22 protein-coding genes are annotated in these 21,388 nt (G+C 72.9%); 11 read left to right on the forward strand and 11 right to left on the reverse strand.

Translation table 11 applies throughout. From position 1 onward, the window contains the following. Window positions 1-126 precede the first annotated feature (126 nt). Window positions 127-351, forward strand: coding sequence for a cold shock domain-containing protein (locus AB0C66_RS20760; protein ID WP_362440335.1), 225 nt, complete (start codon window positions 127-129; stop codon window positions 349-351). Between the two features lie 30 nt (window positions 352-381). Here AB0C66_RS20760 and AB0C66_RS20765 read toward each other — a convergent pair whose 3' ends face one another. Both AB0C66_RS20765 and AB0C66_RS20770 read right to left on the reverse strand, forming a co-directional pair. Then, on the reverse strand, window positions 382-1,227 hold the full coding sequence (locus AB0C66_RS20765; RefSeq protein WP_362440338.1) for a menaquinone biosynthesis protein: 846 nt from the start codon (window positions 1,225-1,227) through the stop codon (window positions 382-384). Then, a complete protein-coding gene (locus tag AB0C66_RS20770) occupies window positions 1,224-2,276 on the reverse strand; it encodes a methyltransferase (RefSeq protein ID WP_362440341.1) in 1,053 nt (350 codons plus the stop codon). The genes AB0C66_RS20765 and AB0C66_RS20770 overlap by 4 nt, the downstream gene beginning before the upstream one ends. A 313-nt stretch (window positions 2,277-2,589) precedes the next feature. Between AB0C66_RS20770 and AB0C66_RS20775 the strand changes: the two genes are divergently transcribed. Continuing rightward, window positions 2,590-3,225 (forward strand): isochorismatase family cysteine hydrolase, encoded by a 636-nt coding sequence (locus AB0C66_RS20775; RefSeq protein ID WP_362440344.1) that lies wholly within the window; start codon window positions 2,590-2,592, stop codon window positions 3,223-3,225. 16 nt (window positions 3,226-3,241) lie between these two features. Here AB0C66_RS20775 and AB0C66_RS20780 read toward each other — a convergent pair whose 3' ends face one another. Continuing rightward, window positions 3,242-4,318: a PP2C family protein-serine/threonine phosphatase gene (locus AB0C66_RS20780; protein WP_362440347.1), complete on the reverse strand. Its 1,077-nt coding sequence runs from the start codon at window positions 4,316-4,318 to the stop codon at window positions 3,242-3,244. A gap of 150 nt (window positions 4,319-4,468) precedes the next feature. Continuing rightward, a complete protein-coding gene (locus AB0C66_RS20785) occupies window positions 4,469-6,091 on the reverse strand; it encodes an ABC-F family ATP-binding cassette domain-containing protein (protein WP_362441087.1) in 1,623 nt (540 codons plus the stop codon). 571 nt (window positions 6,092-6,662) lie between these two features. Between AB0C66_RS20785 and AB0C66_RS20790 the strand changes: the two genes are divergently transcribed. From AB0C66_RS20790 to AB0C66_RS20805, 4 genes are all read left to right on the forward strand, one after another. Further along, window positions 6,663-6,851 carry a hypothetical protein gene (locus AB0C66_RS20790; RefSeq protein ID WP_362441090.1) on the forward strand — a complete coding sequence of 63 codons (189 nt, stop codon included), beginning with the start codon at window positions 6,663-6,665 and terminating at the stop codon, window positions 6,849-6,851. Window positions 6,852-7,019: 168 nt separating this feature from the next. After that, window positions 7,020-8,420, forward strand: coding sequence for a DUF1996 domain-containing protein (locus tag AB0C66_RS20795; protein WP_362440350.1), 1,401 nt, complete (start codon window positions 7,020-7,022; stop codon window positions 8,418-8,420). A gap of 26 nt (window positions 8,421-8,446) precedes the next feature. Further along, window positions 8,447-8,932: a hypothetical protein gene (locus AB0C66_RS20800; protein WP_362440353.1), complete on the forward strand. Its 486-nt coding sequence runs from the start codon at window positions 8,447-8,449 to the stop codon at window positions 8,930-8,932. A gap of 126 nt (window positions 8,933-9,058) precedes the next feature. Then, window positions 9,059-9,658 carry a hypothetical protein gene (locus tag AB0C66_RS20805; protein ID WP_362440356.1) on the forward strand — a complete coding sequence of 200 codons (600 nt, stop codon included), beginning with the start codon at window positions 9,059-9,061 and terminating at the stop codon, window positions 9,656-9,658. 81 nt (window positions 9,659-9,739) lie between these two features. Here AB0C66_RS20805 and AB0C66_RS20810 read toward each other — a convergent pair whose 3' ends face one another. Beyond that, window positions 9,740-10,198: a VOC family protein gene (locus AB0C66_RS20810; protein ID WP_362440359.1), complete on the reverse strand. Its 459-nt coding sequence runs from the start codon at window positions 10,196-10,198 to the stop codon at window positions 9,740-9,742. A gap of 78 nt (window positions 10,199-10,276) precedes the next feature. Next, on the reverse strand, window positions 10,277-11,785 hold the full coding sequence (locus AB0C66_RS20815; RefSeq protein ID WP_362440362.1) for a PepSY domain-containing protein: 1,509 nt from the start codon (window positions 11,783-11,785) through the stop codon (window positions 10,277-10,279). A gap of 217 nt (window positions 11,786-12,002) precedes the next feature. Here AB0C66_RS20815 and AB0C66_RS20820 point away from each other — a divergent pair, with 217 nt between their 5' ends. The 4 genes from AB0C66_RS20820 (at window position 12,003) to AB0C66_RS20835 (ending at window position 15,957) form a co-directional block, all read left to right on the forward strand. Then, on the forward strand, window positions 12,003-12,707 hold the full coding sequence (locus AB0C66_RS20820; protein WP_362440365.1) for a hypothetical protein: 705 nt from the start codon (window positions 12,003-12,005) through the stop codon (window positions 12,705-12,707). Window positions 12,708-12,917: 210 nt separating this feature from the next. Then, window positions 12,918-13,502, forward strand: a complete 585-nt coding sequence (locus AB0C66_RS20825) for a sigma-70 family RNA polymerase sigma factor (RefSeq protein ID WP_362440368.1) — start codon at window positions 12,918-12,920, stop codon at window positions 13,500-13,502. Between the two features lie 94 nt (window positions 13,503-13,596). Continuing rightward, on the forward strand, window positions 13,597-14,253 hold the full coding sequence (locus AB0C66_RS20830) for a response regulator transcription factor (protein ID WP_362441093.1): 657 nt from the start codon (window positions 13,597-13,599) through the stop codon (window positions 14,251-14,253). A gap of 84 nt (window positions 14,254-14,337) precedes the next feature. Then, on the forward strand, window positions 14,338-15,957 hold the full coding sequence (locus tag AB0C66_RS20835; protein WP_362440371.1) for a histidine kinase: 1,620 nt from the start codon (window positions 14,338-14,340) through the stop codon (window positions 15,955-15,957). 59 nt (window positions 15,958-16,016) lie between these two features. On the opposite strand, the gene AB0C66_RS20840 is transcribed toward AB0C66_RS20835, so the two are convergent. Then, window positions 16,017-16,916: a LysR family transcriptional regulator gene (locus AB0C66_RS20840; RefSeq protein WP_362440374.1), complete on the reverse strand. Its 900-nt coding sequence runs from the start codon at window positions 16,914-16,916 to the stop codon at window positions 16,017-16,019. A gap of 85 nt (window positions 16,917-17,001) precedes the next feature. Between AB0C66_RS20840 and AB0C66_RS20845 the strand changes: the two genes are divergently transcribed. Next, window positions 17,002-17,883 carry a PhzF family phenazine biosynthesis isomerase gene (locus AB0C66_RS20845; protein ID WP_362440377.1) on the forward strand — a complete coding sequence of 294 codons (882 nt, stop codon included), beginning with the start codon at window positions 17,002-17,004 and terminating at the stop codon, window positions 17,881-17,883. A gap of 16 nt (window positions 17,884-17,899) precedes the next feature. On the opposite strand, the gene AB0C66_RS20850 is transcribed toward AB0C66_RS20845, so the two are convergent. The 4 genes from AB0C66_RS20850 to modA all read right to left on the reverse strand — a co-directional run bounded on the left by AB0C66_RS20850 (window position 17,900) and on the right by modA (window position 21,336). Further along, window positions 17,900-18,463: a hypothetical protein gene (locus AB0C66_RS20850; RefSeq protein ID WP_362440380.1), complete on the reverse strand. Its 564-nt coding sequence runs from the start codon at window positions 18,461-18,463 to the stop codon at window positions 17,900-17,902. Window positions 18,464-18,563: 100 nt separating this feature from the next. Continuing rightward, on the reverse strand, window positions 18,564-19,667 hold the full coding sequence (locus AB0C66_RS20855; RefSeq protein WP_362440383.1) for an ABC transporter ATP-binding protein: 1,104 nt from the start codon (window positions 19,665-19,667) through the stop codon (window positions 18,564-18,566). Next, on the reverse strand, window positions 19,664-20,524 hold the full coding sequence (locus tag AB0C66_RS20860; RefSeq protein ID WP_362440386.1) for an ABC transporter permease: 861 nt from the start codon (window positions 20,522-20,524) through the stop codon (window positions 19,664-19,666). The genes AB0C66_RS20855 and AB0C66_RS20860 overlap by 4 nt, the downstream gene beginning before the upstream one ends. Then, complete coding sequence (gene modA, locus AB0C66_RS20865; protein ID WP_362440389.1) at window positions 20,521-21,336, reverse strand: molybdate ABC transporter substrate-binding protein; 816 nt, start codon at window positions 21,334-21,336, stop codon at window positions 20,521-20,523. Before modA ends, AB0C66_RS20860 begins: the two co-directional genes overlap by 4 nt. Window positions 21,337-21,388: the final 52 nt, after the last annotated feature.

A 21,388-nucleotide genomic window follows, 5' to 3' on the forward strand; every position in this document is an offset into this window, starting at 1 on the left:
CCGGCGGGGGGGGGGGGCGCCCCCGGGCGGGGGGGGGGGGGCGCCCCGCCCCCCCCCCCCCCCCCCCGCCGGGCCTGGCGATCAACTCGCCGCACAGGTAGGAGGCAAGAGCCGTAGGGTTCGGCCATGGTGACTGCGACTGTCCGCGAGTGGAACGACGAGGAGGGGTGGGGCGTGCTCGACTCGTCTGAGACCCCGGGCGGGTGCTTCGGCCACTTCTCCGATATCCAGGCGACCGGCTTCCGAACTCTGACGCCCGGACAGCGGGTCGACCTCACCTGGGAAGCCCCCGGCTTCGCACAAGACGGATACGACTACCGTGCGGTGACCATCGTGCCCCGCCCGGCCTGATATCCACGTCGCCGACCCCGAGGGGTGACGTCAGGAGGGGGGCGTCAGCCAGTGGTAGTCGGTGGTGGCGCCGACGCGGCGGGCGAACTCGGTCATCCCGGCCAGATGCCTTGGGCCGAGGCCGAAGTCCAGCGTGCTGAAGTACGTTTCCAGGAGCGTCGGTTCGAAGGGTGCCCACCGGGCGGCGCGGGCCGCGATCTCGTCGAGGTGCGCCAGGGAGAGGTCCCGCGCGGCGAGGAGGGACCGGTGCACCTCGTGCACCGTATCGGGCTCCCTCGCCAGGTAGTCGCGGCGGACCGCCCAGACGGCGAAGACGAACGGCAGCCCGGTCCAGTCGTGCCACAGTCGGCCCAGGTCGTGCACGTCCAGCCCGTCCTCGGGCAGTCGGCGGGTATGGGCCTGTAGGCCGACGTCCCCGATGACCACGGCGGCGTCGGCGGCCTCGAGCATACGCCCGAGGTCGGGGCGGCAGCTGTGGTAGTCGGGGTGGGCGTGGTGGCGCTCGGCGAGGATGAGCTTCGCCAGGCGCACGGAGGTACGCGAGGTGGAGCCCAGCGCGACGCGCGCCCCGCCGAGATCGGCCAGCGGCTTCCGGGAGACGATCTCGCAGGACATGACGTCGCCGTCGCAGCCGACGGCGATGCCCGGGAGCACGGCGAGGTCATCGGCGTGCCGGAGGAACTCCATGAGCGAGACGGGGCCGATGTCGAGATCGCCCGCGACCAGCAGATCGCTCAGCCGTTCCGGGGTGTCCTTGGTGAGCTCCACGTCGAGGAGTGCGCCGGTGCGTCCCAGACCCCAGTACAGGGGAAGGCAGTTGAGGAATCGGATGTGGCCGACGCGCGGACGGTGTCTGCCGGCGGCGGGCACGCTCACCGCTCGGGCCTCGGGGCGACCGGTGTCCCCTCTATCAGCGAGAAGGGCTGGGGCCGGGGCAGCGGAGTGACGGCGGAGAGCCGGAACCCCGACGCGCGCAGCAGCGCGTCCCAGTCGGCGCGGGTGCGCTCCCGACCGCCCACCTTCACCAGCATGTTGAGGTCGCTCAGGAACATCAGCTCGTCCGCGCCCGCCGCGACGGTGTCGGGCAGCACTCGCTCGACGAGCAGCAGACGGCCGTTCTCGGTCAGGGCCTCCCGGCAGCGCTGGAGGATGGCGACGCACTGCTCGTCGTTCCAGTCGTGCAGAACGCTCTTGAGCACATGCACATCGCCGTCGGCCGTGACGGCCGTGAAGAAGTCCCCCGGTTCGCTGGTGCAGCGGTCGCCGACGCCGAGGTCCGCGAGGTGCCGCTCGGCGCCCTCCAGCCCGTCGGGGGTGTCGAAGACGACGCCCTTCAGGGTGGGGTGGGCGCGCAGGATGGCGGCCACGAGGGTGCCGCGGCCGCCCCCTATGTCGACGACGGTGGTGAAGCGCCCGAAGTCGTAGTGGTGCGCGACCAGATCGGCCACCATCCGGGTGCCCTGGCTCATCGCCGCGTTGAACTCCTGGGAGAGCTGCGGGGCGTCGCCGAGGTAGCTGAAGAAGTCCTGCCCGAACGCCTTGGAGAAGTGCGGGCCGCCGGTGCGGACGCTCTCCTCCAGTCCCGTCCAGGCACCGACGGTGATGGGGTCGGTGAGCATACGGACCAGCGCGTGGAGGGAGTCCGGGTGGTCCGTGCGCAGCGGCGATCCGGCCTCGGTCAGCGAGAACCGCCCGCTCTCGTCCTCCGCGAGGAGCCCCAGCCCCGCCATCGCGCGCAGCAGCCGGTGCATGGCCTGTGGGTCGGCTCCGCATGCGCGCGCCAGATCAGCCGACGTACGCGTCGTGTCGCGGAGCAGATCGGCTACGGACAGCCGGGCCGCGACGCGCACCACCTGCGCGGCCATATGCCCGTGGGCCAGTCTCGCGACGGTCGCGGTGACGCTCCGACCGTCCTCCGTGCGCATGCCGGATAAGCTCATCCGTACATCCCCCGTTCGCGACCTGCGGGTTATGTCCCACAGGGTTATGGGCGCCACATTAACACCAGCGCATTCGGGCGGGCCAAGGGGTTTTGGTGTGCGACTTCCCCCTTTCACAATTTTTAATTGAAGGCAGAACGTATTTCGCCCGAGAAGGGGAATTCCTCTCCACGATGCGGGACTTCGAGGAAGTTTCCTGTGGAAAGGGGTGCGAAGCTCACGCTCACGGGTGCGCCTCGGTCTCCCGGGCGGAGAATGGGAGGGTGGCTCGTTCATCGTTCCGGATCGGAGGAGAACCGTGGCCGAGAACGCCGAGAACTACCACCCCCGCCGTACCGCGGTCCTGCTGGTCGATCCGTACAACGACTTCCTCTCCGAGGGCGGCAAGGTCTGGCCGCAGGTCGAGCCCGTGGCCAAGGCGGTGCGGCTGCTGGACAATCTGCGTTCCGTGGTGGACTCCGCGCGCCGGGCGGGCATGCGGATCGTGATCGTCCCGCACCGCCGCTGGGAGCCGGGTGACTACGAGAGCTGGGACCATCCGAACCCGACCCAGCGGTCGATCATGGAGCGGCACAGCTTCGCCCGGGGGACCTGGGGTGGGGAGTTCCACCCCGACTTCCAGCCGCGGGCGGGGGACATCGTCGTCAAGGAGCACTGGGCGCAGAGCGGGTTCGCCAACACCGATCTGGATTTCCAGCTCAAGCAGCACGGCATGACGCATGTGGTGGTCATCGGCCTGCTCGCGAACACCTGCATCGAGTCCACCAGCCGGTTCGCCATGGAGCTCGGCTACCACGTGACGCTGGTCCGCGACGCGACCGCGGCTCTGCTCCCCGAGATGATGCACGCCGCGCACGAGTTGAACGGCCCGACCTTCGCCCACGCCATCCTCGGCACGGAAGAGCTCGTCTCCGTGTTCCAGGAAGTCATGTGAGAAGTCATGTGAGAAGTCATGTGAAGGGCGCGGGACGTGCGCCGTCGCCGTCGACGCGGTCGGCGACGACCATGGCGACGTCGTCCGCCAGCACCCCTTCCGTATGGCGCAGCAGGCGCCCGTGCAGGTCTTCCAGGAAGGCCGGCGGAGTGCACGGCCGTACCGCTTCCATCTCCTCGGCCAGGGGGAAGAAGGCCCGGTCGCGGTCGCGGGCTTCGATGACGCCGTCGGTGTAGAGCAGGAGACGGTCGCCGGGGGCGAAGGGGTAGGTCTCCACCCTGGTGGGCGCGGCGGAGAAGAAGCCTTCGAGGCCCAGGGGCGGCAGGGGCGAGCTGGGAGTCAGGGAGCGGACCTTTCCCTCGCGGAGCACCATCGGGGGTGGATGGCCGCGGTTGACGAGTTGGATCACGAAGGAGTCCGGGACCTGGGCGACCAGGATGGTCACGAACTCCTCCGCCTGGGCGTCCTGGTTGCCGGTGGTCCCGATGGCGGCCTCGCGGCTCAGGGCGGCCGCGCAGTGGTTGACGACCTCGGCCAAGTCGTCCTCGTAGTGCACGGCCTCGCGGAAGGCGCTGAGCACGGCGGCGGCCGCGCGGACGGCGTGGAGGCCCTTGCCGCGGACATCGCCGATGATCAGGCGGATGCCGTAGTGAGTGTGCACGGCCTCGTAGAGGTCGCCGCCGATCTGGGCGCCGGTCTCGGCCGCGAGATAGGTGCTGGCCGCGCGCAGGGGGCCGAGCCGGGCGGGGACGGGGCGCAGGATGACGTCCTGGGCGGCGGAGGCGATACGGCGGATCTGGTCGAGCTCGCCCTGTCTGCGCGTACGCACCGCGCTACTCATGGTGATGCTGGCCGAGGACACCAGCAGCAGCCCCAGGAGGTTGCTGTAGACCTGGTCGCTGCCCCACGCCTCGTTGTAGGTGGCGGTGGTCACGCTGACGGCCAGGGCGACGCCCGCGGCCGCCATCGTGCCCCTGGGGCCCATCGTCAGCGCGGCCAGTGCGGGGGTCGCCGTGAGGAACGGGCCGGTGTACAGGAACTCGAGGGGTGAGAGCTCGATGCCCAGCGCGATCAGCGCGATGAGGAAAGGCACGCACCGCTCGAACACGATGACCCACTGGCCGTGACCACCCAGCCCCGGGCGAGGCCGAGGTGGTGAGCGGACGAGCGACCACATGGATCCAGCCTGCCCCGTCGGAGCGCAAGGTTCCACTTCAGCCGGACGCGGGACCGCCCCACCCGGTCACAGGGCCAGCTCCTGGCCGTCGAAGCGCGCCCGCAGGCGGCGGTCGTGGGTGGCGATCACCAGGGTGCCCCGGTAGCGGGAGAGCGCCGCGTCCAGCTCCTCCACCAGGGCGGGTGAGAGGTGGTTGGTGGGTTCGTCGAGCAGGATGAGGTCGGCGGGTTCGGCCACGAGCAGGGCCAGTTCCAGTCGGCGGCGCTGGCCGGTGGACAGGACGCGGAGCGGGCGGACGAGGTCGCGGTCGTGGAAGAGGCCGGTGGCCGCCAAGGCTGCCGCGCGCTCCTCGCCGTAGCGCTGGAGGACCGTACGGTCGTCGCGGACCGGCCGGGTGCTCTGCCGGAGGAAACCGACGCGGGAGGGGCGGTCGACCGTGCCCGCGGCCGGGACGAGTTCACCGGCGAGGACCTGGAGCAGGGTGGACTTGCCCGCGCCGTTCTCCCCCGTGACCAGCAGCCGGCCGCCGGGCGGGATCTCCAGGGCGGCGAGCGCGAGCCGTCCGGGCACCTCGACGCCCGACAGGGTCACACCGCGGTCGGCCTCGCCCTCGACACGGGCCGTGAAGCGCAGCGGCACCGGGGGCGGCGGCACCGGGGCCGAGGTCAGCCGGTGGAGGCGTTCGCGGGCGTTGCGGACGCGGCTCATCGCGCCGTGCGCACGTGACCGGGCGCGAAAGGCGCCCGCGCCGCTGAAGGCCGCCGGGGCCTTCCGGGGGATCGCGGAGAGCAGGCCGATGTTGGTGGCGGCGAGCCGGGACTGACGGGCCACATCGGCGCGCCAGGCGTCGTGTTCGCTGATCCAGCGGGCCCGCTCGGCGGCCTTCGCGGCGAGGTAGCCCGCGTAGCCGTTGCCATGGCGGCGCACGGTGCGCCGGTCGGGGTCGACCTCCAGAACGGTGGAGGTGACCCGCTCGAGGAAGACGCGGTCGTGGGTGACGGCGACGACCGTGCCGCGGTGGGCGCGGAGGTGCTCCTCCAGCCAGCCGACGGCCTCGTCGTCGAGGTCGTTGGTGGGCTCGTCGAGCAGCAGCAGTTCGGGCGAGGAGGCGAGGGTGGCGGCGAGGGCGAGCCGGGAGCGCTTCCCTCCGGAGAGGGTGCCGAGGCGACGGCCGGGGTCGAGTGGCTCCCGCTCGCCGAGGCGGCGCAGGGTGACGGCGACCCGGCGGTCGGCGTCATAGCCGCCGCGCGCCTCGAACTCGGCGAGCAGCCGGGCGTATTCCCCGGCCGCGGCCTCCTCGGCCTTCCGAGCCTCCTCGGCCCTCCCGGCCCTCCCGGCCCTCCCGGCCGTGGACAGGGCGGCCTCGGCCGCGTGGAGGCGGCGCTCGAGGCGGCGCAGATCGGCGAGGGCGAGATCGACGGCCTGGCCGACGGTCGCGGAGCCGGGCAGGTCCAGGGTCTGGGCGAGATGGCCGATACCGCCGGGGGCGACGACGGTGAGCGTGCCGTTGTCGGGGGTCTCCTGCCCCGCGAGGAGCCGCAGGAGCGTGGACTTCCCGGAGCCGTTCTCCCCGACGACACCCACCTTCTCGCCGGGGCGGAGGGTGAACGAGACGCGGTCCAGGACGACGCGGTCGTCATAGCGCTTGGTGACGTCCACGAGGGCGAGCTGCGAATCGGCGGCGGTGATGGGGGTGGGGGCGTCTGGGAACAAAGGCGGTCCCTTCGATGGGGTACGGGGCGTCGACGAGAGCGCGAGACGGTGCGTATCGTCTTGCATCCCTCGTAACATAACACCCGCCCCCCGGGTTCGCAAGACGCGGCGTCTCGTTTGCCGGGCCCGGGTCGAGGTGCAGCGCGACCACCGGCAGCGCGCCGACACCGGGCGGGCCGAACGCAAGGAAGCCATCCGCGAGTTCCTGACCGCCGCGCAGCGGGTGGAGTTGATCCTGGACCGCAGGAAGCTCGGGCTGCCGTCGCCCGACGATCCCGAGGATGAGAAGCTGCACGGCCTGTGGCTGACGCAGAAGGCCGTGGAGCTGGTGTGTTCATGGGAAGTGGCGCTGGCAGCACATGAGTTCACCAGCGTGCTGCACACGCTGGTCCGCGACAGCGCGCCGGACGGGCAGCCGTCGGGGAAGCGGGAGCGGCGGCATGGCTTCATGGAGGCGGGCGCGCGGGGAGCTGGAGTCCGCGCGGACGGGGACGGGGACGCGGGCGGGAACGCGCACGCGGGCCGCAACGGGGATGGGAGACCGGAGATGAGCAGACGGCGGTATGTGGCCCGGGGCGTGCCCGGCGGGTACCGGATCTGGGACAACCACGGGCGCCGGTGGTGGGGCGACTTCTACGAGCTGTGTCCCGACGACCTCCTCACCGAGCTCAACGGTGCGGCCGACCAGGCGAGGATCACCGCGCTGCTCAAGCGCTACCGGGCCCTGAAGAGGTAGGCCGGACGCCACCTCAGGACGTCCCACTTGGGGAGGTCTGGGGAGGTCATGGAGAAATTTCAGCGGGCATTGAGAACTTTCGCCGCTGTTGCCGTATCTCCTATGACCACATCCCTGAAGGGTGGACATGTGAAGAGAAAGAAGCACAGACGGTCTCGACTTCTCGTCATGACCGTCGCCGGAGTTGCCGCGATGGGTGTCGGGGCTGGCGCCCTTCTGATGACCGACAACGACGCCTCGGCCGGGCAGTCGGCCACACCGCGGGCGGCCGTGCGGGAGACCCTCACCATCAAGTGCCCGGACGTCTCCATCCGGTTGACGCGGGTGCCGCGGCAGGCGCAGCCCACGGTGGACGACGAACTGGCGCGGATGGACAGCCAGGTGGCCCAGGCGTACCAGCAGCTGGCCACGCGGGGATCCAGTGCGAGCGACGACTGGGTGAAGACGCGGGTGCTGGAACCGCTGTCGACGCGGCGCCGCTCCGCGATCATCCGCATCACCACGACGATCGACAAGGTCGCGTCCCGGCCGCAGGGGCTGTCCTCGCTCGCCTCGTGCACCGTGCAGCGGGACACCGCGGCACCCGCCAGCGCCGACGCGAACGCCGACGCGAGCGCCGGGACCACCGCCACTCCCGCCCCGGGTGGTGCCACTCCGGCCGCGGGCGGTCAGCAGCAGCAGCCGCAGAGCGGGCCGCAGAAGGCCGACTTCGTGGACATTCGCCGGGTGCGGCCCAACGTCAGCAAGCCGGCGCCGAAGCGCAACGCCTCCAAGGGCACCTTCTCCTCGCGCTGCGGCCGCAACGGGAACAAGCACTTCAACCCGGACAACGTGATCGTGGCGCCCGGTGTGAGCAATGGCGCGCACCATATGCACGACTACGTCGGCAACCTCGCGACCGACGCGTTCTCCTCCGACCAGGACCTCGCCGCCGCCGGGACCACCTGCTCCAACGGCGACCGCTCGACCCACTACTGGCCGGTCCTGCGGCTGCGCGACGGCAGCGACGAGAAGGACCTGAACGCGGACGGCGGCGGCAAGGACGGCAACGTCGGCCGTATCCTCCAGCCCTCCTCGGTGAAGCTCACCTTCCGCGGCAGCCCCGTCGGCAAGGTGACGGCGATGCCGAAGTTCCTGCGGATCATCACCGGTGACGCCAAGTCGTTCACCAACGGCACGGCCAACGCCAACGCTTCCTGGAGCTGCACCGGGTTCGAGAACCGGCAGCTGAAGGACAAGTACCCGCTGTGCCCGCGCGGCAGCGACGTGGTGCGTACGTTCAACTTCCAGAGCTGCTGGGACGGGAAGAACACCGACAGCGCCAACCACCGGGCCCATGTGGCGTTCGCCCAGGCCGACGGGTCGTGTGCGCAGGGGTTCCGGGCCGTTCCGCAGCTGGTCCAGCGGATCACCTACAAGGTCAAGCCCGGTTCGGTGTTCGCCGTCGACAGCTTCCCCGAGCAGTTGCACAAACCGGTCACGGACCACGGCGACTTCATCAATGTGATGTCGTCACGGCTGATGGCGAAGGCGGTGCGCTGCATCAACAACGGCAGCAAGTGCGGCTGAGCCGCGTTCCGGCTACCGTTCGCGCCATGACACCAGCGCCCCGGAGGACAGGATTCGTCCGCCGGGGCGCTGGCGACGGTCTGGAGGGCCGCTGGACCAGCACGCCCTTCGACCTCGGCGCGATGGAATCCAGCGAGCTGGGATTCCTGCCCGACGGGCGCGGCTGGAGCCTCTGGGCGAGCGCCGGTGAGGGGCTGAGTGTGACCCGGTTCCGGTGGCACTGTCCGGCACCGGGCCGTCTCGTCCTCCGGGAGGAGTGGCTGACCTGTGGCGACTGGGCGCCCGGCGAGGAGGACTGGAGCTTCGCCTCGGTGGACTCCAGCGGCCCCGCGGACGGCATGACGGCCACGGCGTACACCCTGGGGCCGCAGCCACCGCCCGGGGGCGGGGAGCGGCCGCTGTGGGCCGTACGGTTCGAGCAGGCCGTGGAGTTCAGCCATTTCTTCGCGCGTGAGGAAGGGCCGGTGCGCCCCGACCAGGACCCGTCGTACCGCTACTTCCCCGGCCCCTGAACACGCTCTGAACAGGGCCGTCGGACGGCGGAACGGGGAACGGCGGGGGAACGGCCTGTCGCCCACATAGGTTCATCGGGAATACTGCCCGCCGTGGAGCAGAGCACAGGACCGATCATCCCGCCCATGCACACCGGCGCCGGCACCGACCCGGGGTACATCCCCGGGCTCACGTCCCCGCGCCCCGCCGACGGGGAGGAGGAGACCCCGAAGGACACGGCGGAGCAGCCAGCCGAGGACGTCGTCGAGGAGGACACCGCGACGGAAGCCGAGGCGGACGAAGCCGACGAGGCCGAGGACGACACCGAGGCCGACGACGCGGCCGAAACCGAAGCCGAAGCAGAGGCCGACGCCGACGGCGGGGACACCGACGAGGACGACGGTGACGGGCCCGTCTTCGAGGCGTCCGACCACCGCGGTGGCATCGTCGCGCGCCGCTCCGGGATCACCGTCCGCATGGACGGCGAGGAGGCCGAGTTCGGCTGGGACGAGATCGGGGCGGTCGAGGTCGACACCCCCCGGTTCAAGAAGCGGTTCTCCGTCACCGTCTACGCCACCAACCGCCGCTGGTACGAGGCCGAGGTCAAGCCGTCGTCGCGGGGGCTGCTGGCGACGTGGACCGCGGAGCTCGACGCGGTCCTGGACGCCTACTTCGACGACTCCAAGCCGGACACCGAGCCGAAGGCCGAGAACGCCGAGGAGAAGGCCGCCGCGGACGACGAGTGACGGGCAGGGCCGCACCGGCCCCGCCCGCACCGCCCACTCTCCGCCCGCACCGCCCGCCCGGCTCCGTGCGGGCAGAACTGCTCAGTGCAGGCAGAACTCATTGCCTTCCGGGTCGGCCATGACGACATGGCTGCTGCCGGGCTCCTCCACGGCCCGCAGGACGGTGGCGCCGAGCCCTTGCAGCCGTGCCATCTCCATCTCCCGGCTTTCGGTGACGGGGTGCACATCGATATGCAGCCGGTTCTTGTCCCGCTTCCCCTCCTTGGCCTCCGGAACGGCCTGGAAGAGCAGGCGTCGGCCGAGACCCGTGCCGGTCCGTGGGTCCACGGGGTCGTCGGGGTGGCGTACGGCGGCGGCGTGCCGCCACACCTTTCGGCCGTCGACCACCGCGTAGTGCTCCTCCCCGATCACCCCCTGGGCGAGCAGCCCCTCGATGAGGGCGCTGTGGTCCTCCTTGGTGTAGTCGAGCGTCTGCGCCCAGAAGTCGGCGAGCAGCTGCGGATCGGCGCAGTCGATGACAAGTTTCCAGTGCACGGCCATGGGTCGTTCGGTCCTCCGCGTCCAGGGGCCTGGGGCAACACGGCCAGTCCATCACCCCGGCGCACCCGCCGCACCCGTTCACCGGCCCGCTGACGCGCTGCCGCGGCGCCGCCGGTGGGCGATCCGGCCCAGTACGACGTCGAGCGCCAGGAACGCGGCCAGCGGGATCCCCAGCAGCGGCAGGTAGTACCCGAGTACGGCGACGGCGGCGGCCAGCGGGAGCAGGACGTACGGCGACACCTCGCGCCACGCCCCGCGCGGGACGGGGCGGCCGAAGGCCGAGCCGCGGCCGCGCTGCCACCACATCCGGTAGCCCCACCCGATCAGCAGGATCAGCGCCAGCGCGAGCGCGGCCAGGGCGATCTGGTTGACGAGGCCGAAGAGATTGCCGGTGTGCAGATCGATGCCCCAGCGGGTGAGCTTGGCGAGCACCGGGTAGTCGGCGAACCGCTGGACGTCGGTCACCTCGCCGGTCGCCGGGTCGATGGCCGCCGCGTCCTGCTTCTCCGGCCAGCTGCGCTGGATCTGGCTGACCACGTACGCCTGGTCCGGTCCGGCGGGCGGCACGATTTCCACCGGGTTGCCGAGGCCCTCGGCGCGGGCGGCCTTCAGTACGGCGTCGAGGCCCACATCGCCGGTGTGCCGTCCGCCGGACCCGCCGTGGTCCATACCCGGCATGGCGCCCGCTCCGCCGCCGTGGCCCGCGTGTTCACCGCCGCCACCTGCGCGGTCGTCGTCCAGGGTGGCCGAGACGGCGGGGGTGTTCTGGCCGAGCGCGGAGCGGAGGTCGGCGACGCTGGTACCGGCGTAGGTGGACCAGGTCAGCCCGGTCGCGGAGAGGAAGAACAGCCCCAGGGCCACCCACACCCCGACCGAACCGTGGAACGACAGGGTGCGCCGACGGCCGGTGGCCGAACGGTCGGGCAGGGCGACGGCACGCACCCCGCGCCGGGCGGCACCGCCACGGCGGCGGCGCGCCAGCCACAGCACCAGACCCGCGCCGGTGATCACCCACAGCCAGCTGGCGGCGAGTTCGCTGTAGAGCCGTCCGGTCTCACCGAGGTGCAGATCGCGGTGGAGCTCGTCGATCCATGTGCGCAGCGGGAGGGCGCCGGAGGAGCCGTACTGCTCCAGCGCGCCGCGCACCTTCCCGGTGTACGGGTCGACGAACACGGCCAGGGTGTGGTCCGCGTCCACGCCCTTCACCCCGGACAGCAGCACCCGGGTGGTGGCGCCGTCCTCGGGCGACGGCCTCACGGCGCTGATCTCGCCCTCGGGGTGGGCCTCGCGGGCGGCGGCCACCTGGCGGGAGAGCGGCAGCTCGGTGTCGCCGGTGGGGACGCGCAGTTCATGGTCGTAGACGAGCTTCTCGGCCTGGAACGAGCCCGCGTAGAGGAGTCCGCTGACGGCGGCGACGAGCAGGAACGGCGCGATCAGCACCCCGGCGTAGAAGTGCAGCCGCAGGACGAGCGGGCGCAGCGCCGCCCATGAGGCGCGGCGGGCCGGGGTGGTGGGTTCCTCCGGTGGCGCGGTGTCCGGGGTGCCCGGGGCGTCGTCCGCGGCGGCGGAGAGGGGTTCTGCGGTCATGGACGGCTCCCGGATCGCTGGGTGTGTCGGTCGTCGTGCCGCGCGGGGCGGTCCGCACGTCGGCACAGGGGTGCCGGTTGAGTGGTCGGCCAAGTGGACGCCCGAGTTCCGGAACTTCGGCTGTGATCTGAAGCACACCGCTCCCGTTTGTCATGCGAGGACGAAGATTCACCGGGGGCTCCCGTCCACCGCCACGGCCGCTGGCACGATGACCGCCATGGCCACCGGGTCGTTCCTCCGCCTCGCGCGAGCCGCCGTGTTCGCGGCGGTGTGCGTTGTGGTCACGGCCCTCGGACATGTGCTGATGTCCGGTGGTGGCACGCTGCCGCTGTGGTCGGTGGGCTGCGCCTTCGCCGGAACTGCGGCGGTCGCGTGGTGGTCCGCCGGACGGGAGCGCGGCGCGCTGGCCGTGACCGGTTCGACGGTGGTCGCCCAGTACGGGCTGCATGTGCTGTTCACGCTCTCGGAGTCGTGGGGCGCGACGCCCGCCCACGGGCCTCCTCCGATGGCCATGCCCATGCACCACGGCGCGGACGCGATGTCCGGCGCCGGGCAGCCGATGGGCTCCATGGACGCCATGGGCTCGATGGACGCCGTGGGTTCGATGAGTTCGACGGGGCTTCCGGGGCTGGACCTGCCCTGGCACGGCAGCGCCGGCATGGCCCTCGCGCATCTGCTCGCCACGCTCCTCACCGGAGTGTGGCTGTGGCGCGGTGAGACCGCCGCCTTCCGGCTCGTCCGGGCGCTCGCGGCCGCCGTGTTCGTACCGCTGCGCGTCGCCCTGCGGATGCTGGGCGCGGTGGCGCCCGAACCGCCCGGCTGGTCCTCCCTGCCCACCGCCACGCGCCGGTTGCGCGGTGCGCTGCTGTGGCATGTGATCCGCCGCAGAGGGCCGCCGGGGCATCCGCTCCTCTGCCACTGACCGCCCTTCCTCAGCGCGCCCTTCTCGCGGCGCACCGGTGAGGGGCGGAGCACCGGCTGCCCGCCCGGCGCCGGATCGATGCCCGGTACCGCGGGCCCCCGTGCCACTCCCGGCTGCCGTCCGCGCGCGCCCCCGCGCCCGCCGCGCGGCGGACCGTGCGGCTCGAGCACCTCCGCGGACCGTCCACCGCCACCGGAAGGACGTTTGACGATGCCCGCTGCCCTGAACGACGCCGTCGAGTACGCCGTCGAGTACGACGCCCAGCAGGTCACCGCCTGGGCCCTGGCCGCCCGCGACGGTGACCCCGACGCCGTGGAGCGGTTCGTCCGCGCCACCCGCCGCGACGTCCGCCGCTTCGTGCTGCACCTCAGCTCCGATCCGCATGCCGCCGACGACCTCACCCAGGAGACGTACTTGAGGGCGCTGACCGGCCTGCCGACGTTCGCCGGGCGCTCCTCCGCCCGTACCTGGCTGCTGTCGATCGCCCGCCGCGTGGTCATCGACCGCTACCGCAGAGCCGCCGCCCGCCCCCGGCTGCTCGACACCGACGACTGGCAGGAGGTGGCCGAACGGGCCCAGCCGGTCGGGCTCCCCGGTTTCGACGAGGGGGTGGCGCTGCTCGACCTGCTGGAGGAACTGGCCCCGGCCCGGCGCGAGATGTTCCTGCTGACGCAGCTGCTGGGGCTGCCGTACGCGGACGCCGCCGAGGCGACCGGCTGTCCCATCGGCACCGTACGGTCCCGAGTGGCCCGCGCCCGGGAGGAGATGACGGCGCTGCTGGCGTCGGCGGCCTGAGGGCGGGGGCGTTGGCGCCGGGGATATGGGGAGCCGGGGCCCGGCGCGTGGGCCCCGGTAGCGTGGAGCCATGACCGGGGGAGAGAGCGAGCCGATGATCCGGGTGCTGCTCGCGGACGACGAGCCGATGATCCGCGCCGGGGTGGCGGCCATCCTCGGCGCGGCCGGGGACATCGAGGTCGTCGCCGAGGCCGGGGACGGCCATCACGCCGTGGAACTCGCCCTGAGCCACCGCCCGGACCTGTGTCTGCTGGACATCCGGATGCCCCGGCTGGACGGGCTCCGGGCGGCGGCCGAAATCGGCCGGGCGCTGCCCGGCACCGCCGTCATGATGCTCACGACCTTCTCGGAGGACGAGTACGTCGCGAGTGCGCTCGGCTCCGGCGCGGCCGGATTCGTGCTCAAGTCCGGCGATCCGCGCGAGCTGATCGCCGGGGTGCGCGCGGTGGCCGGGGGCGGTGCGTACCTCTCCCCGTCCGTGGCGCGGCGGGTCATCGCACAGCTGGGCTCTGGGCAGTTGGGCCGACAGGCCGGTGCCCGCGCGCGGATCGCCGAGCTGACCGGGCGCGAGCGCGAGGTGCTCGCCCTGGTCGGCGCCGGGCTGTCCAACGCGGAGATCGCCCGGCGGCTGCACCTGGTCGAGGGCACGGTGAAGGCGTACGTCAGTCAGGTCCTCGCCCGGCTCGGGGTCAAGAACCGGGTACAGGCGGCGATCCTGGCGTACGAGGCGGGTCTCGTACACCAGGAGTGATCCGCACCGGGCCCGGGGCCGGTCCGGCCGGAGACCTTACTTTCGTCGGGGGCGCCCACGGGGCCGATCGACGATGCTGGGCCCATGCTGCGCAGTGGACTTCGACGGCTGGAAAGGGCACGGCTGGCACGGGGGCGGGGGCGGGGGTGGGCCTCCCGGCTCCTCGACGCCGCGCTGTGGACGGCGCTGTGGCTGCCGCCCGCCTCCGAGGCGGCGCTCTCCTCGTACGGCCGGGCCAAGGTGGTGGCGGTCGTGGCGGCTCCGCTGCTGGCGGCGGCACTCGCGGTGGGCCGCCGGTGGCCACTGGCGGCGCTCGGGGTCCCGGTGGCGCTCAGTCTGGCCCTGAGCGCGAAGATGTTCACCCCGCTGTACTGGCCCGCGCTGGCCGTATTCGGCTTCCTCGCCGGATGCCGGACCGCCACGGCCCGCCCCGTGCTGTGGTTCCTCGGCTCGGTGGCGGTGGCGGGGCTGCCGCTGTGCGTGGTGGTCGAACGGGATCTGTGGGCGTGGCCGGGGCTGTTGCTGACCCTGCTGGGCAGCGCGGGACTGCCGTGGCTGCTGGGCCGATACCGCCGCCAGTACGCCGAACTGACCCGGCTGGGCTGGCGGCTGGCCGACCGGATGGAGCGTGAACAGCGGGTCGTCGCCGAGCGCACCCGCTATCGCGAACGGGCCCGCATCGCGGGCGATATGCACGATTCGCTCGGCCATGAGCTGACGCTGATCGCGGTGCGGGCCGCCGCCCTCGAAGTCGACGCCACACTCACCGCGCGCCAGCAGCGGGCCGCCGGGGAGCTGCGGGCGGCCGCGGGTGCCGCCACCGCACGGCTGCGGGAGATCATCGGGGTGCTGCGCGCGGACGAGGACACGGACCCGGAGGGGGCGGACCGGCCCGCCACCGCCCCGCCCGGGGAGAGCGCCGAGACCCTGGTGGCGCGGGCCCGTGCCTCCGGGCTCGACATCACCCTGGAGCGTCACGGCGAGCTGACCGGGCTGCCGCCGATGGCCGCCCTCGCCGTACACCGGGTGCTCCAGGAAGGGCTGACGAACGCCGCCAAACACGCACCGGGCGCGGCGGTCCGGGTCCGGCTCGTCCGTACCGAGGACCCTCCGGCCGTCGCCCTCACCGTCGTCAACTCCCCCGCCGCCACGGCACCGCTGCCGGAGGTGGTCTCCGGTGGCTCGGGCCTGGTGGGGCTGGACGAACGGGTCCGGCTCGCCGGCGGTGAGCTGCGCGCGGGCCCGGCCCCGGACGGCGGCTTCGAGCTGACCGCCGACCTTCCCGCCACGGCCGCTCCCCCACCGCGCGCCGCCACCGACGCCTCCCGGCTCACCACCTCCGGACGGGAGTTGACACGGGCCCGGCACCGGGTGCGGCGCCAGCTCACCCAGGCCCTGGTGGCACCGGTGGCGGCACTGGCCGGGATCCTGCTGCTGATGGCCCCCGTCAGCCTGGCGAGTTCGTACTTCTCGGTGCTGGACCGGAGCACCTACGACCGGCTCGCGGTGGGCACCCCGCGCGGCGAGGTGACACCGCGGCTGCCGCTGTTCACCCGGGACGGACCGCCCGACGGCTCCCCGGCCCCGCCCCGTGGCCAGGACTGCGTCCACTACAGCACCGGGCTGCTGGCCTCCGACGCCTACCGGCTGTGTTTCGCCCGCGACCGGCTGGTGTCCAAGACACTGCTGACACACGGGCGATGAACGGGGCATCCCTCATCCCGCCCACACACCCGAGAAGGGGGCCGTTCCGCGCTGACCGCTCACACCGCCATCAGCCGCGTCAGCTCCTCCGCCACCGCTCGCGCCGCCGGGCTGGTCCAGCGGCGGCGGTGGTGGGTGAGTTGGATGGGGACGGGGGGTACGGCGGGGGTGTGGACCTCGGCCAACGTGGCCTCCGCGAGCTGGCGTTCGGCCGTGGTGCGGGGGAGGAGGGTCAGGCCGAGACCGGCCGCCACGCAGGAGCGGGCCGCCTCGATACTGCCGAAGCGGGTGAGCCGGGGCGCCGGGCCCGGCAGGGCGAGCAGGGTGCGGACGAGCTGGTCGCTGTAGGAACACCCCTGCTCATGAACGAAGAAGCGCTCCCCGGCCAGCCCAGCCCAGCCCACCGTATGCCCGGCCAGCGGATGGTCCGGGCCGGACAGACAGACCAGCGGTTCGCGGGCGATCGGGCGGGCGGTGAGCTCGGTATCGGTCACCTCCGGCTCCAGCAGCAGGGCGAGGTCCAGCCGGCCCGAGCGCAGCCCCGCCACGGCCGCCTCGGTGCCCACCGCGTGGAGCTCGAGGTCGATCCCGGGGTGGCTGCGGCGCAGCGCGGCGATGAGTCCGGGCAGCCGGGACGCGCACAGGGACTCGCCCGCGCCCAGCACGACCTGTCCCTCCACCGCGCCGTCCGCCGCGTCCGCGCTCCCGGCCGCCGCGGCCGCCCGCAGCCGGGCCTCGGCGTCGAGGACGTCCTCGGCCTCCTTCAGCAGACGGCGGCCGGTGCTGGTCGGGAGGGTGCCGGAGGGCAGCCGGTCGAAGAGCCGGGTGCCCAACTCCTTCTCCAGTGTGCGGATCTGGACCGTCACGGTGGACTGGGCGAGATGGAGTTCGGCGGCGGTGGCGGTGAAGCTCCCGGTCCTCGCCAGGGCCGCGAACGTCCGCAGGAGTCGGGTGTCCATCCCTCCAGGCTATCGGGATCCTCGATGGACACCAGCGAAAGGAATCGTTGGACGCGATGGCCGTGAGGGCTCGATCATGGTTCCCATGACGACCCCACCGCTGAACGACACCGAGGTGCTGCGCTACTCCGCCTTCACCACCGAGCCCGCCGGCGGCAACCCCGCCGGTGTGGTCCTCGACGCCGGGGCCCTCGCGGGCGACGACGCCGCGATGACCGCCGTCGCCGCCCGGCTCGGCTACTCAGAGACCGCGTTCCTCACCGAACGGGACGAGGCCGCGCGCCGTTACCGGCTGCGGTTCTTCAGCCCACGCGCCGAGGTGGCGTTCTGCGGCCACGCCACCGTGGCCACGGCCGTCGCCCTCGTCGAGCGCGACGGCCCCGGCGAGCTGGTCTTCGACACGGCCTCGGGCGAGATCCGGGTGGCCACGGCGACGGACGGCGACGGACCGCCCCGCGCCACCCTCACCAGCGTGCCCACCCGGTCCCGCCCCGCCGAGGACGCCGAACTGGACGCGGCGCTGACGGCCCTGGGCTGGTCCCGGGACGACCTCGACCCGGCGCTGCCCCCGCATGTCTCCTTCGCGGGCAACGACCACCTCGTCCTCGCCGCCGCCACCCGGGAGCGGCTGGCGGCGCTCGACTACGACTTCGCCGCCCTGGAGGAGCTGATGACACGGCGCGGCTGGACCACCGTGCACCTGGTGTGGCGCGAGCACCCGGACCGCTTCGACTTCCGGGCCCGCGATCCGTTCCCGGTGGGCGGGGTGGTCGAGGACCCGGCCACCGGCGCCGCGGCCGCCGCCTTCGGCGGCTATCTGCGCACGCTGGGGCTGATCCGGGAGGAGACACGGGTACGGATCCGCCAGGGCGAGGACATGGGCCGCCCCAGCGACCTCCTCGTCGAGGTCGCCCCCGACGACGCCCGGGTCCGCGTCAGCGGCCAGGCCGTCCCGATCCCCTCCTGAGGCCGGAGGAACCACGTCACAGACGGTCGTAGGGTCGGCCCTCCTCGTTGAGGAGGATGTACGACGGGGAGAGGGCCGACGCCTCGCGGGCCAGCTCCAGCAGGCGGGAGGCGGACGGCAGGGGGCCGAGGCCCAGCCGCTCGACGAGTTCGGCGCGGTCACCGGCGAGGTCCTCGAGACCGCAGTCCTCGCTGTACTCGGCCTCGAGGGAGGCGAGCAACTCCGCGGTCTCGCGCTCGTCGAACTCCCGCCCCGCACGCGCGATCGTGTCCAGCGCCTCCCCCCAGCACAGCGCCCCGATCCGCAGTCGCAACGCCTCGGTGAGACCGGTGCCGACGATCCCGGCCGAGCCCTCGGAGTCGGCGTAGAGCACCGGGCGTTCGTCGCCACCGTCCCCGCACAGGAAGAACGAGCCCCCGCCCGCGTCCTTCCCGATCCCCTCCAGCGCCGCGCCGGACGCCAGCCGTACCGGTTCGACGTGCTCGTAGAAGCCGGGGTCGAAGTCGAAGGGGTGGGTGGCCAGTTCGGCGGCCCGGGGGTCCTCGCGCAGCCGGTCGAGCAGGGAGCCATGTCGGTTCATGGGGCGGACCCTACCGAGGGGCACCGGACCCGGCCCCCGGCCCCCGCTTCCGCGCCGCCCCGGACGGGTACGGCCGCGCGGCGGGGCGGCCGGACGGGGCTCAGGCCGGATAGGCGTGGGTCTGGGCGGCCTTGAGGGTGGCCCAGACGGTACGGCCCGGCTGGAGGCCGAGTTCGGCGACGGCCACCGTGGTCAGATCGGCGAGCAGCGGCAGTTCACCGGTGAGCTCCACCCGGATCTGGTCGCCGTGCGACTCCAGCCCGGCGACCTCGGCCCGCCATACGTTGCGCGCGCTGGCGTCGGGGTGGTCGCGGTGCAGGGTGACGGCCGAGGGCGGGAAGGCGACGAAGACCGGGCCGGTGAGGTCCTCGGTGGTGGTGATGGCCGTACCGCCGTCGAGGGTGACGGTGTGGCCGTCGGCCCGCCCCTGGTAGAGGTTGAGCCCGACCAGGCTGGCGATGTAGTCGGTGCGCGGGCGGCGGGAGATCTCGGCAGGGGTGCCCTCCTGCACCACACCGCCGTGTTCGACGACCACCAGCCGGTCGGCGAGCACCATGGCGTCCAGCGGGTCATGGGTGACCAGGACCGCCACCGCCTCGAAGTCGGCGAGGTGGCGGCGGAGCTGGGCGCGGACGTCGAGGCGGGTCCGGGCGTCCAGCGCGGCCAGCGGTTCGTCGAGCAGCAGCAGCCGGGGCCGGGTGGCCAGCGCGCGGGCGAGCGCGACCCGCTGGGCCTGGCCGCCGGAGAGCCGTCGGGGCTTGGCGTGGGCGTGTGCCGCCAGGCCCAGCCGGGCCAGCCAGTCGGTGGCCTCGGCGCGCGCCTCGGTCTTTGACAGGCCGTGGCAGCGGGGGCCGAACGCCACGTTGTCCAGCGCGGTGAGGTGGGGGAAGAGCAGATAGTCCTGGAAGACCACGCCGACCGGGCGGGCTTCGGGCGGGGTGGCGATGCGCCGCTCCGGCTCCTCCAGCGCCTGGCCGTCCAGCCAGAGCGATCCGGCGGTGAGCGGGGTGAGTCCGGCCAGGGCGCGCAGTGCGGTGGTCTTGCCCGCGCCGTTGGGGCCGAGCAGGGCCACCACCTCACCGGGCGCGGCGGTCAGCCGCAGATCCAGCCGGAAGTCGCCGCGGGCCACCACGAGATGGGCGTCCAGGCCCTCGGCGGCGGTCTGCCGCGCGGCGGACGGGGTGCGGGCGGGGCGGGTGCTCATGACGCCGCCATCCAGCGGTCGCGCAGTCCGGCCAGCACCGCGATGGAGACGGTGAGCAGCACCAGGCTGAGCGCGATGGCCGCGGCCGGGTCGCTCTGGAGCGCCAGGTAGACGGCCAGCGGCATCGTCTGCGTACGGCCGGGGAAGTTGCCCGCGAAGGTGATGGTGGCGCCGAACTCGCCGAGCGCCCGCGCCCAGGCGAGGACGGCTCCGGCGGCCACCCCCGGCGCGATCAGCGGCAGGGTGACCCGCCGGAAGGCGGTGAAGCGGGAAGCCCCGAGGGTGGTGGCGGCCTCCTCGTAGCGGGGGTCGGCGGCGCGCAGCGTGCCCTCGACGCTGATGACGAGGAACGGCATCGCCACGAACGCCTCGGCGACCACCACCCCGGTGGTGGTGAACGGCAGGGTGATGCCGAAGGCGGAGTCCAGCCAGCGGCCGACCACCCCGTTGCGGCCCAGCGCCAGCAGCAGCGCCACACCGCCGACCACGGGCGGCAGCACCAGCGGCAGGGTCACCAGGGCACGCAGCAGCCCGCGGCCGGGGAAGCGGGCCCGGGCCAGCACCCAGGCCAGCGGTACGCCCAGCACCAGCGCCACGGCGGTGGCGGCGGTGGCGGTGATCAGCGACAGCCGCAGCGCCTCCCAGACCGCCGCGCTGGTCAGCTGCTCGGGCAGACCGCGCCACGGCGCCCGGAGCAACAGCGCCACCAGCGGCAGCACCAGGAAGGCGAAGCCGCCGAGCGCGGGCAGCAGCAGCGGCACCGGGACCCCGGTCCGGGTACGGCGGACAGTACGCCGGGACCGCGGCCCGCCGCTGAGCCGCTCGGCGGCCCCGCCGGTGGTTCCGGTGGGCGTCACGGCTTGAGGAAGCCCGCCTGGTTCAGCACCTTCTGGCCCTGCGCGGACCGCACCAGATCGATGAAGGCACCGGCCGCCTTGGCGTTCGGCGCGTTCTTCAGCGGCACGATCGGGTAGTCGTTGATCGCCTTGGCCGACTCCGGGAACTCCACCCCGGCCACCTTGCCGCCCGCGGCCTTCACATCGGTCTTGTAGACCACGGAGGCGTCCACCTCCTTCAACTCCACCTTGGTCAGCGCGCCCTTGACGTCCTGCTCGTAGGAGACCGGCGTCAGCTCGAGGTGGCTCGCGTCCAGGGCCTTCTGCGCGGCGGCGCCGCACGGCACCTCCTTGGCGCACAGCGCCACCTTCGTCCCGGACCGGGTGAGGTCCTTGAGGCTCTTGATCTTGTCCGGGTTGCCCGGGAGGGTCGCGATCTCCAGCTGGTTGCGGACGAAGGTGTCCGGAGCGCCCTTGGCGTCCTTGTGGTCGGTGACGATCTTCATCGTCTTCGGGCTCGCGGCGGCGAACACATCGGCGGGCGCGCCGGAGGTGATGCTCGCCGCGAGGGCGTCGCTGCCACCGAAGTTGAACGTCACCTTGGTGCCGGGGTGCTCCTTCTCGAAGGTCTTGCCCAGTGTCTGGAAGCTCTCCTTCAACGAAGCGGCCGCGAAGACCGTCACCGTGCCGGACAGCTTCTCCGAGGCGCCGGAGTCCTTCTTCTTGCCGCCGTCGCCGGAGTCGTCCGAGGAACAGGCGCTGAGCGTCAGGGCCGCCACGGCGAGGCCGCCGACCACGCGCAGGGCACGACGGGACGCGGAACGGGTGGTCACAGGGTCTCTCCCTCTCTGTCGCACCGGGCGCGGACCCTCATGATCCGGCCAC

It is taken from the genome of Streptomyces sp. NPDC048636, assembly GCF_040650655.1.
Classification (GTDB): domain Bacteria; phylum Actinomycetota; class Actinomycetes; order Streptomycetales; family Streptomycetaceae; genus Streptomyces.

What these genes read in the sequence shown, in the direction of transcription:
- AB0C66_RS20760 (WP_362440335.1), top strand. Translation starts at nt 127, where the DNA reads ATGGTGACTGCGACTGTCCGCGAGTGGAACGACGAGGAGGGGTGGGGC.
- AB0C66_RS20770 (WP_362440341.1), bottom strand. Translation starts at nt 2,276, where the DNA reads ATGCGCACGGAGGACGGTCGGAGCGTCACCGCGACCGTCGCGAGACTG.
- AB0C66_RS20790 (WP_362441090.1), top strand. Translation starts at nt 6,663, where the DNA reads ATGAGCAGACGGCGGTATGTGGCCCGGGGCGTGCCCGGCGGGTACCGG.
- AB0C66_RS20795 (WP_362440350.1), top strand. Translation starts at nt 7,020, where the DNA reads ATGACCGTCGCCGGAGTTGCCGCGATGGGTGTCGGGGCTGGCGCCCTT.
- AB0C66_RS20800 (WP_362440353.1), top strand. Translation starts at nt 8,447, where the DNA reads ATGACACCAGCGCCCCGGAGGACAGGATTCGTCCGCCGGGGCGCTGGC.
- AB0C66_RS20805 (WP_362440356.1), top strand. Translation starts at nt 9,059, where the DNA reads ATGCACACCGGCGCCGGCACCGACCCGGGGTACATCCCCGGGCTCACG.
- AB0C66_RS20810 (WP_362440359.1), bottom strand. Translation starts at nt 10,198, where the DNA reads ATGGCCGTGCACTGGAAACTTGTCATCGACTGCGCCGATCCGCAGCTG.
- AB0C66_RS20815 (WP_362440362.1), bottom strand. Translation starts at nt 11,785, where the DNA reads ATGACCGCAGAACCCCTCTCCGCCGCCGCGGACGACGCCCCGGGCACC.
- AB0C66_RS20820 (WP_362440365.1), top strand. Translation starts at nt 12,003, where the DNA reads ATGGCCACCGGGTCGTTCCTCCGCCTCGCGCGAGCCGCCGTGTTCGCG.
- AB0C66_RS20825 (WP_362440368.1), top strand. Translation starts at nt 12,918, where the DNA reads ATGCCCGCTGCCCTGAACGACGCCGTCGAGTACGCCGTCGAGTACGAC.
- AB0C66_RS20830 (WP_362441093.1), top strand. Translation starts at nt 13,597, where the DNA reads ATGATCCGGGTGCTGCTCGCGGACGACGAGCCGATGATCCGCGCCGGG.
- AB0C66_RS20835 (WP_362440371.1), top strand. Translation starts at nt 14,338, where the DNA reads ATGCTGCGCAGTGGACTTCGACGGCTGGAAAGGGCACGGCTGGCACGG.
- AB0C66_RS20840 (WP_362440374.1), bottom strand. Translation starts at nt 16,916, where the DNA reads ATGGACACCCGACTCCTGCGGACGTTCGCGGCCCTGGCGAGGACCGGG.
- AB0C66_RS20845 (WP_362440377.1), top strand. Translation starts at nt 17,002, where the DNA reads ATGACGACCCCACCGCTGAACGACACCGAGGTGCTGCGCTACTCCGCC.
- AB0C66_RS20850 (WP_362440380.1), bottom strand. Translation starts at nt 18,463, where the DNA reads ATGAACCGACATGGCTCCCTGCTCGACCGGCTGCGCGAGGACCCCCGG.
- AB0C66_RS20855 (WP_362440383.1), bottom strand. Translation starts at nt 19,667, where the DNA reads ATGAGCACCCGCCCCGCCCGCACCCCGTCCGCCGCGCGGCAGACCGCC.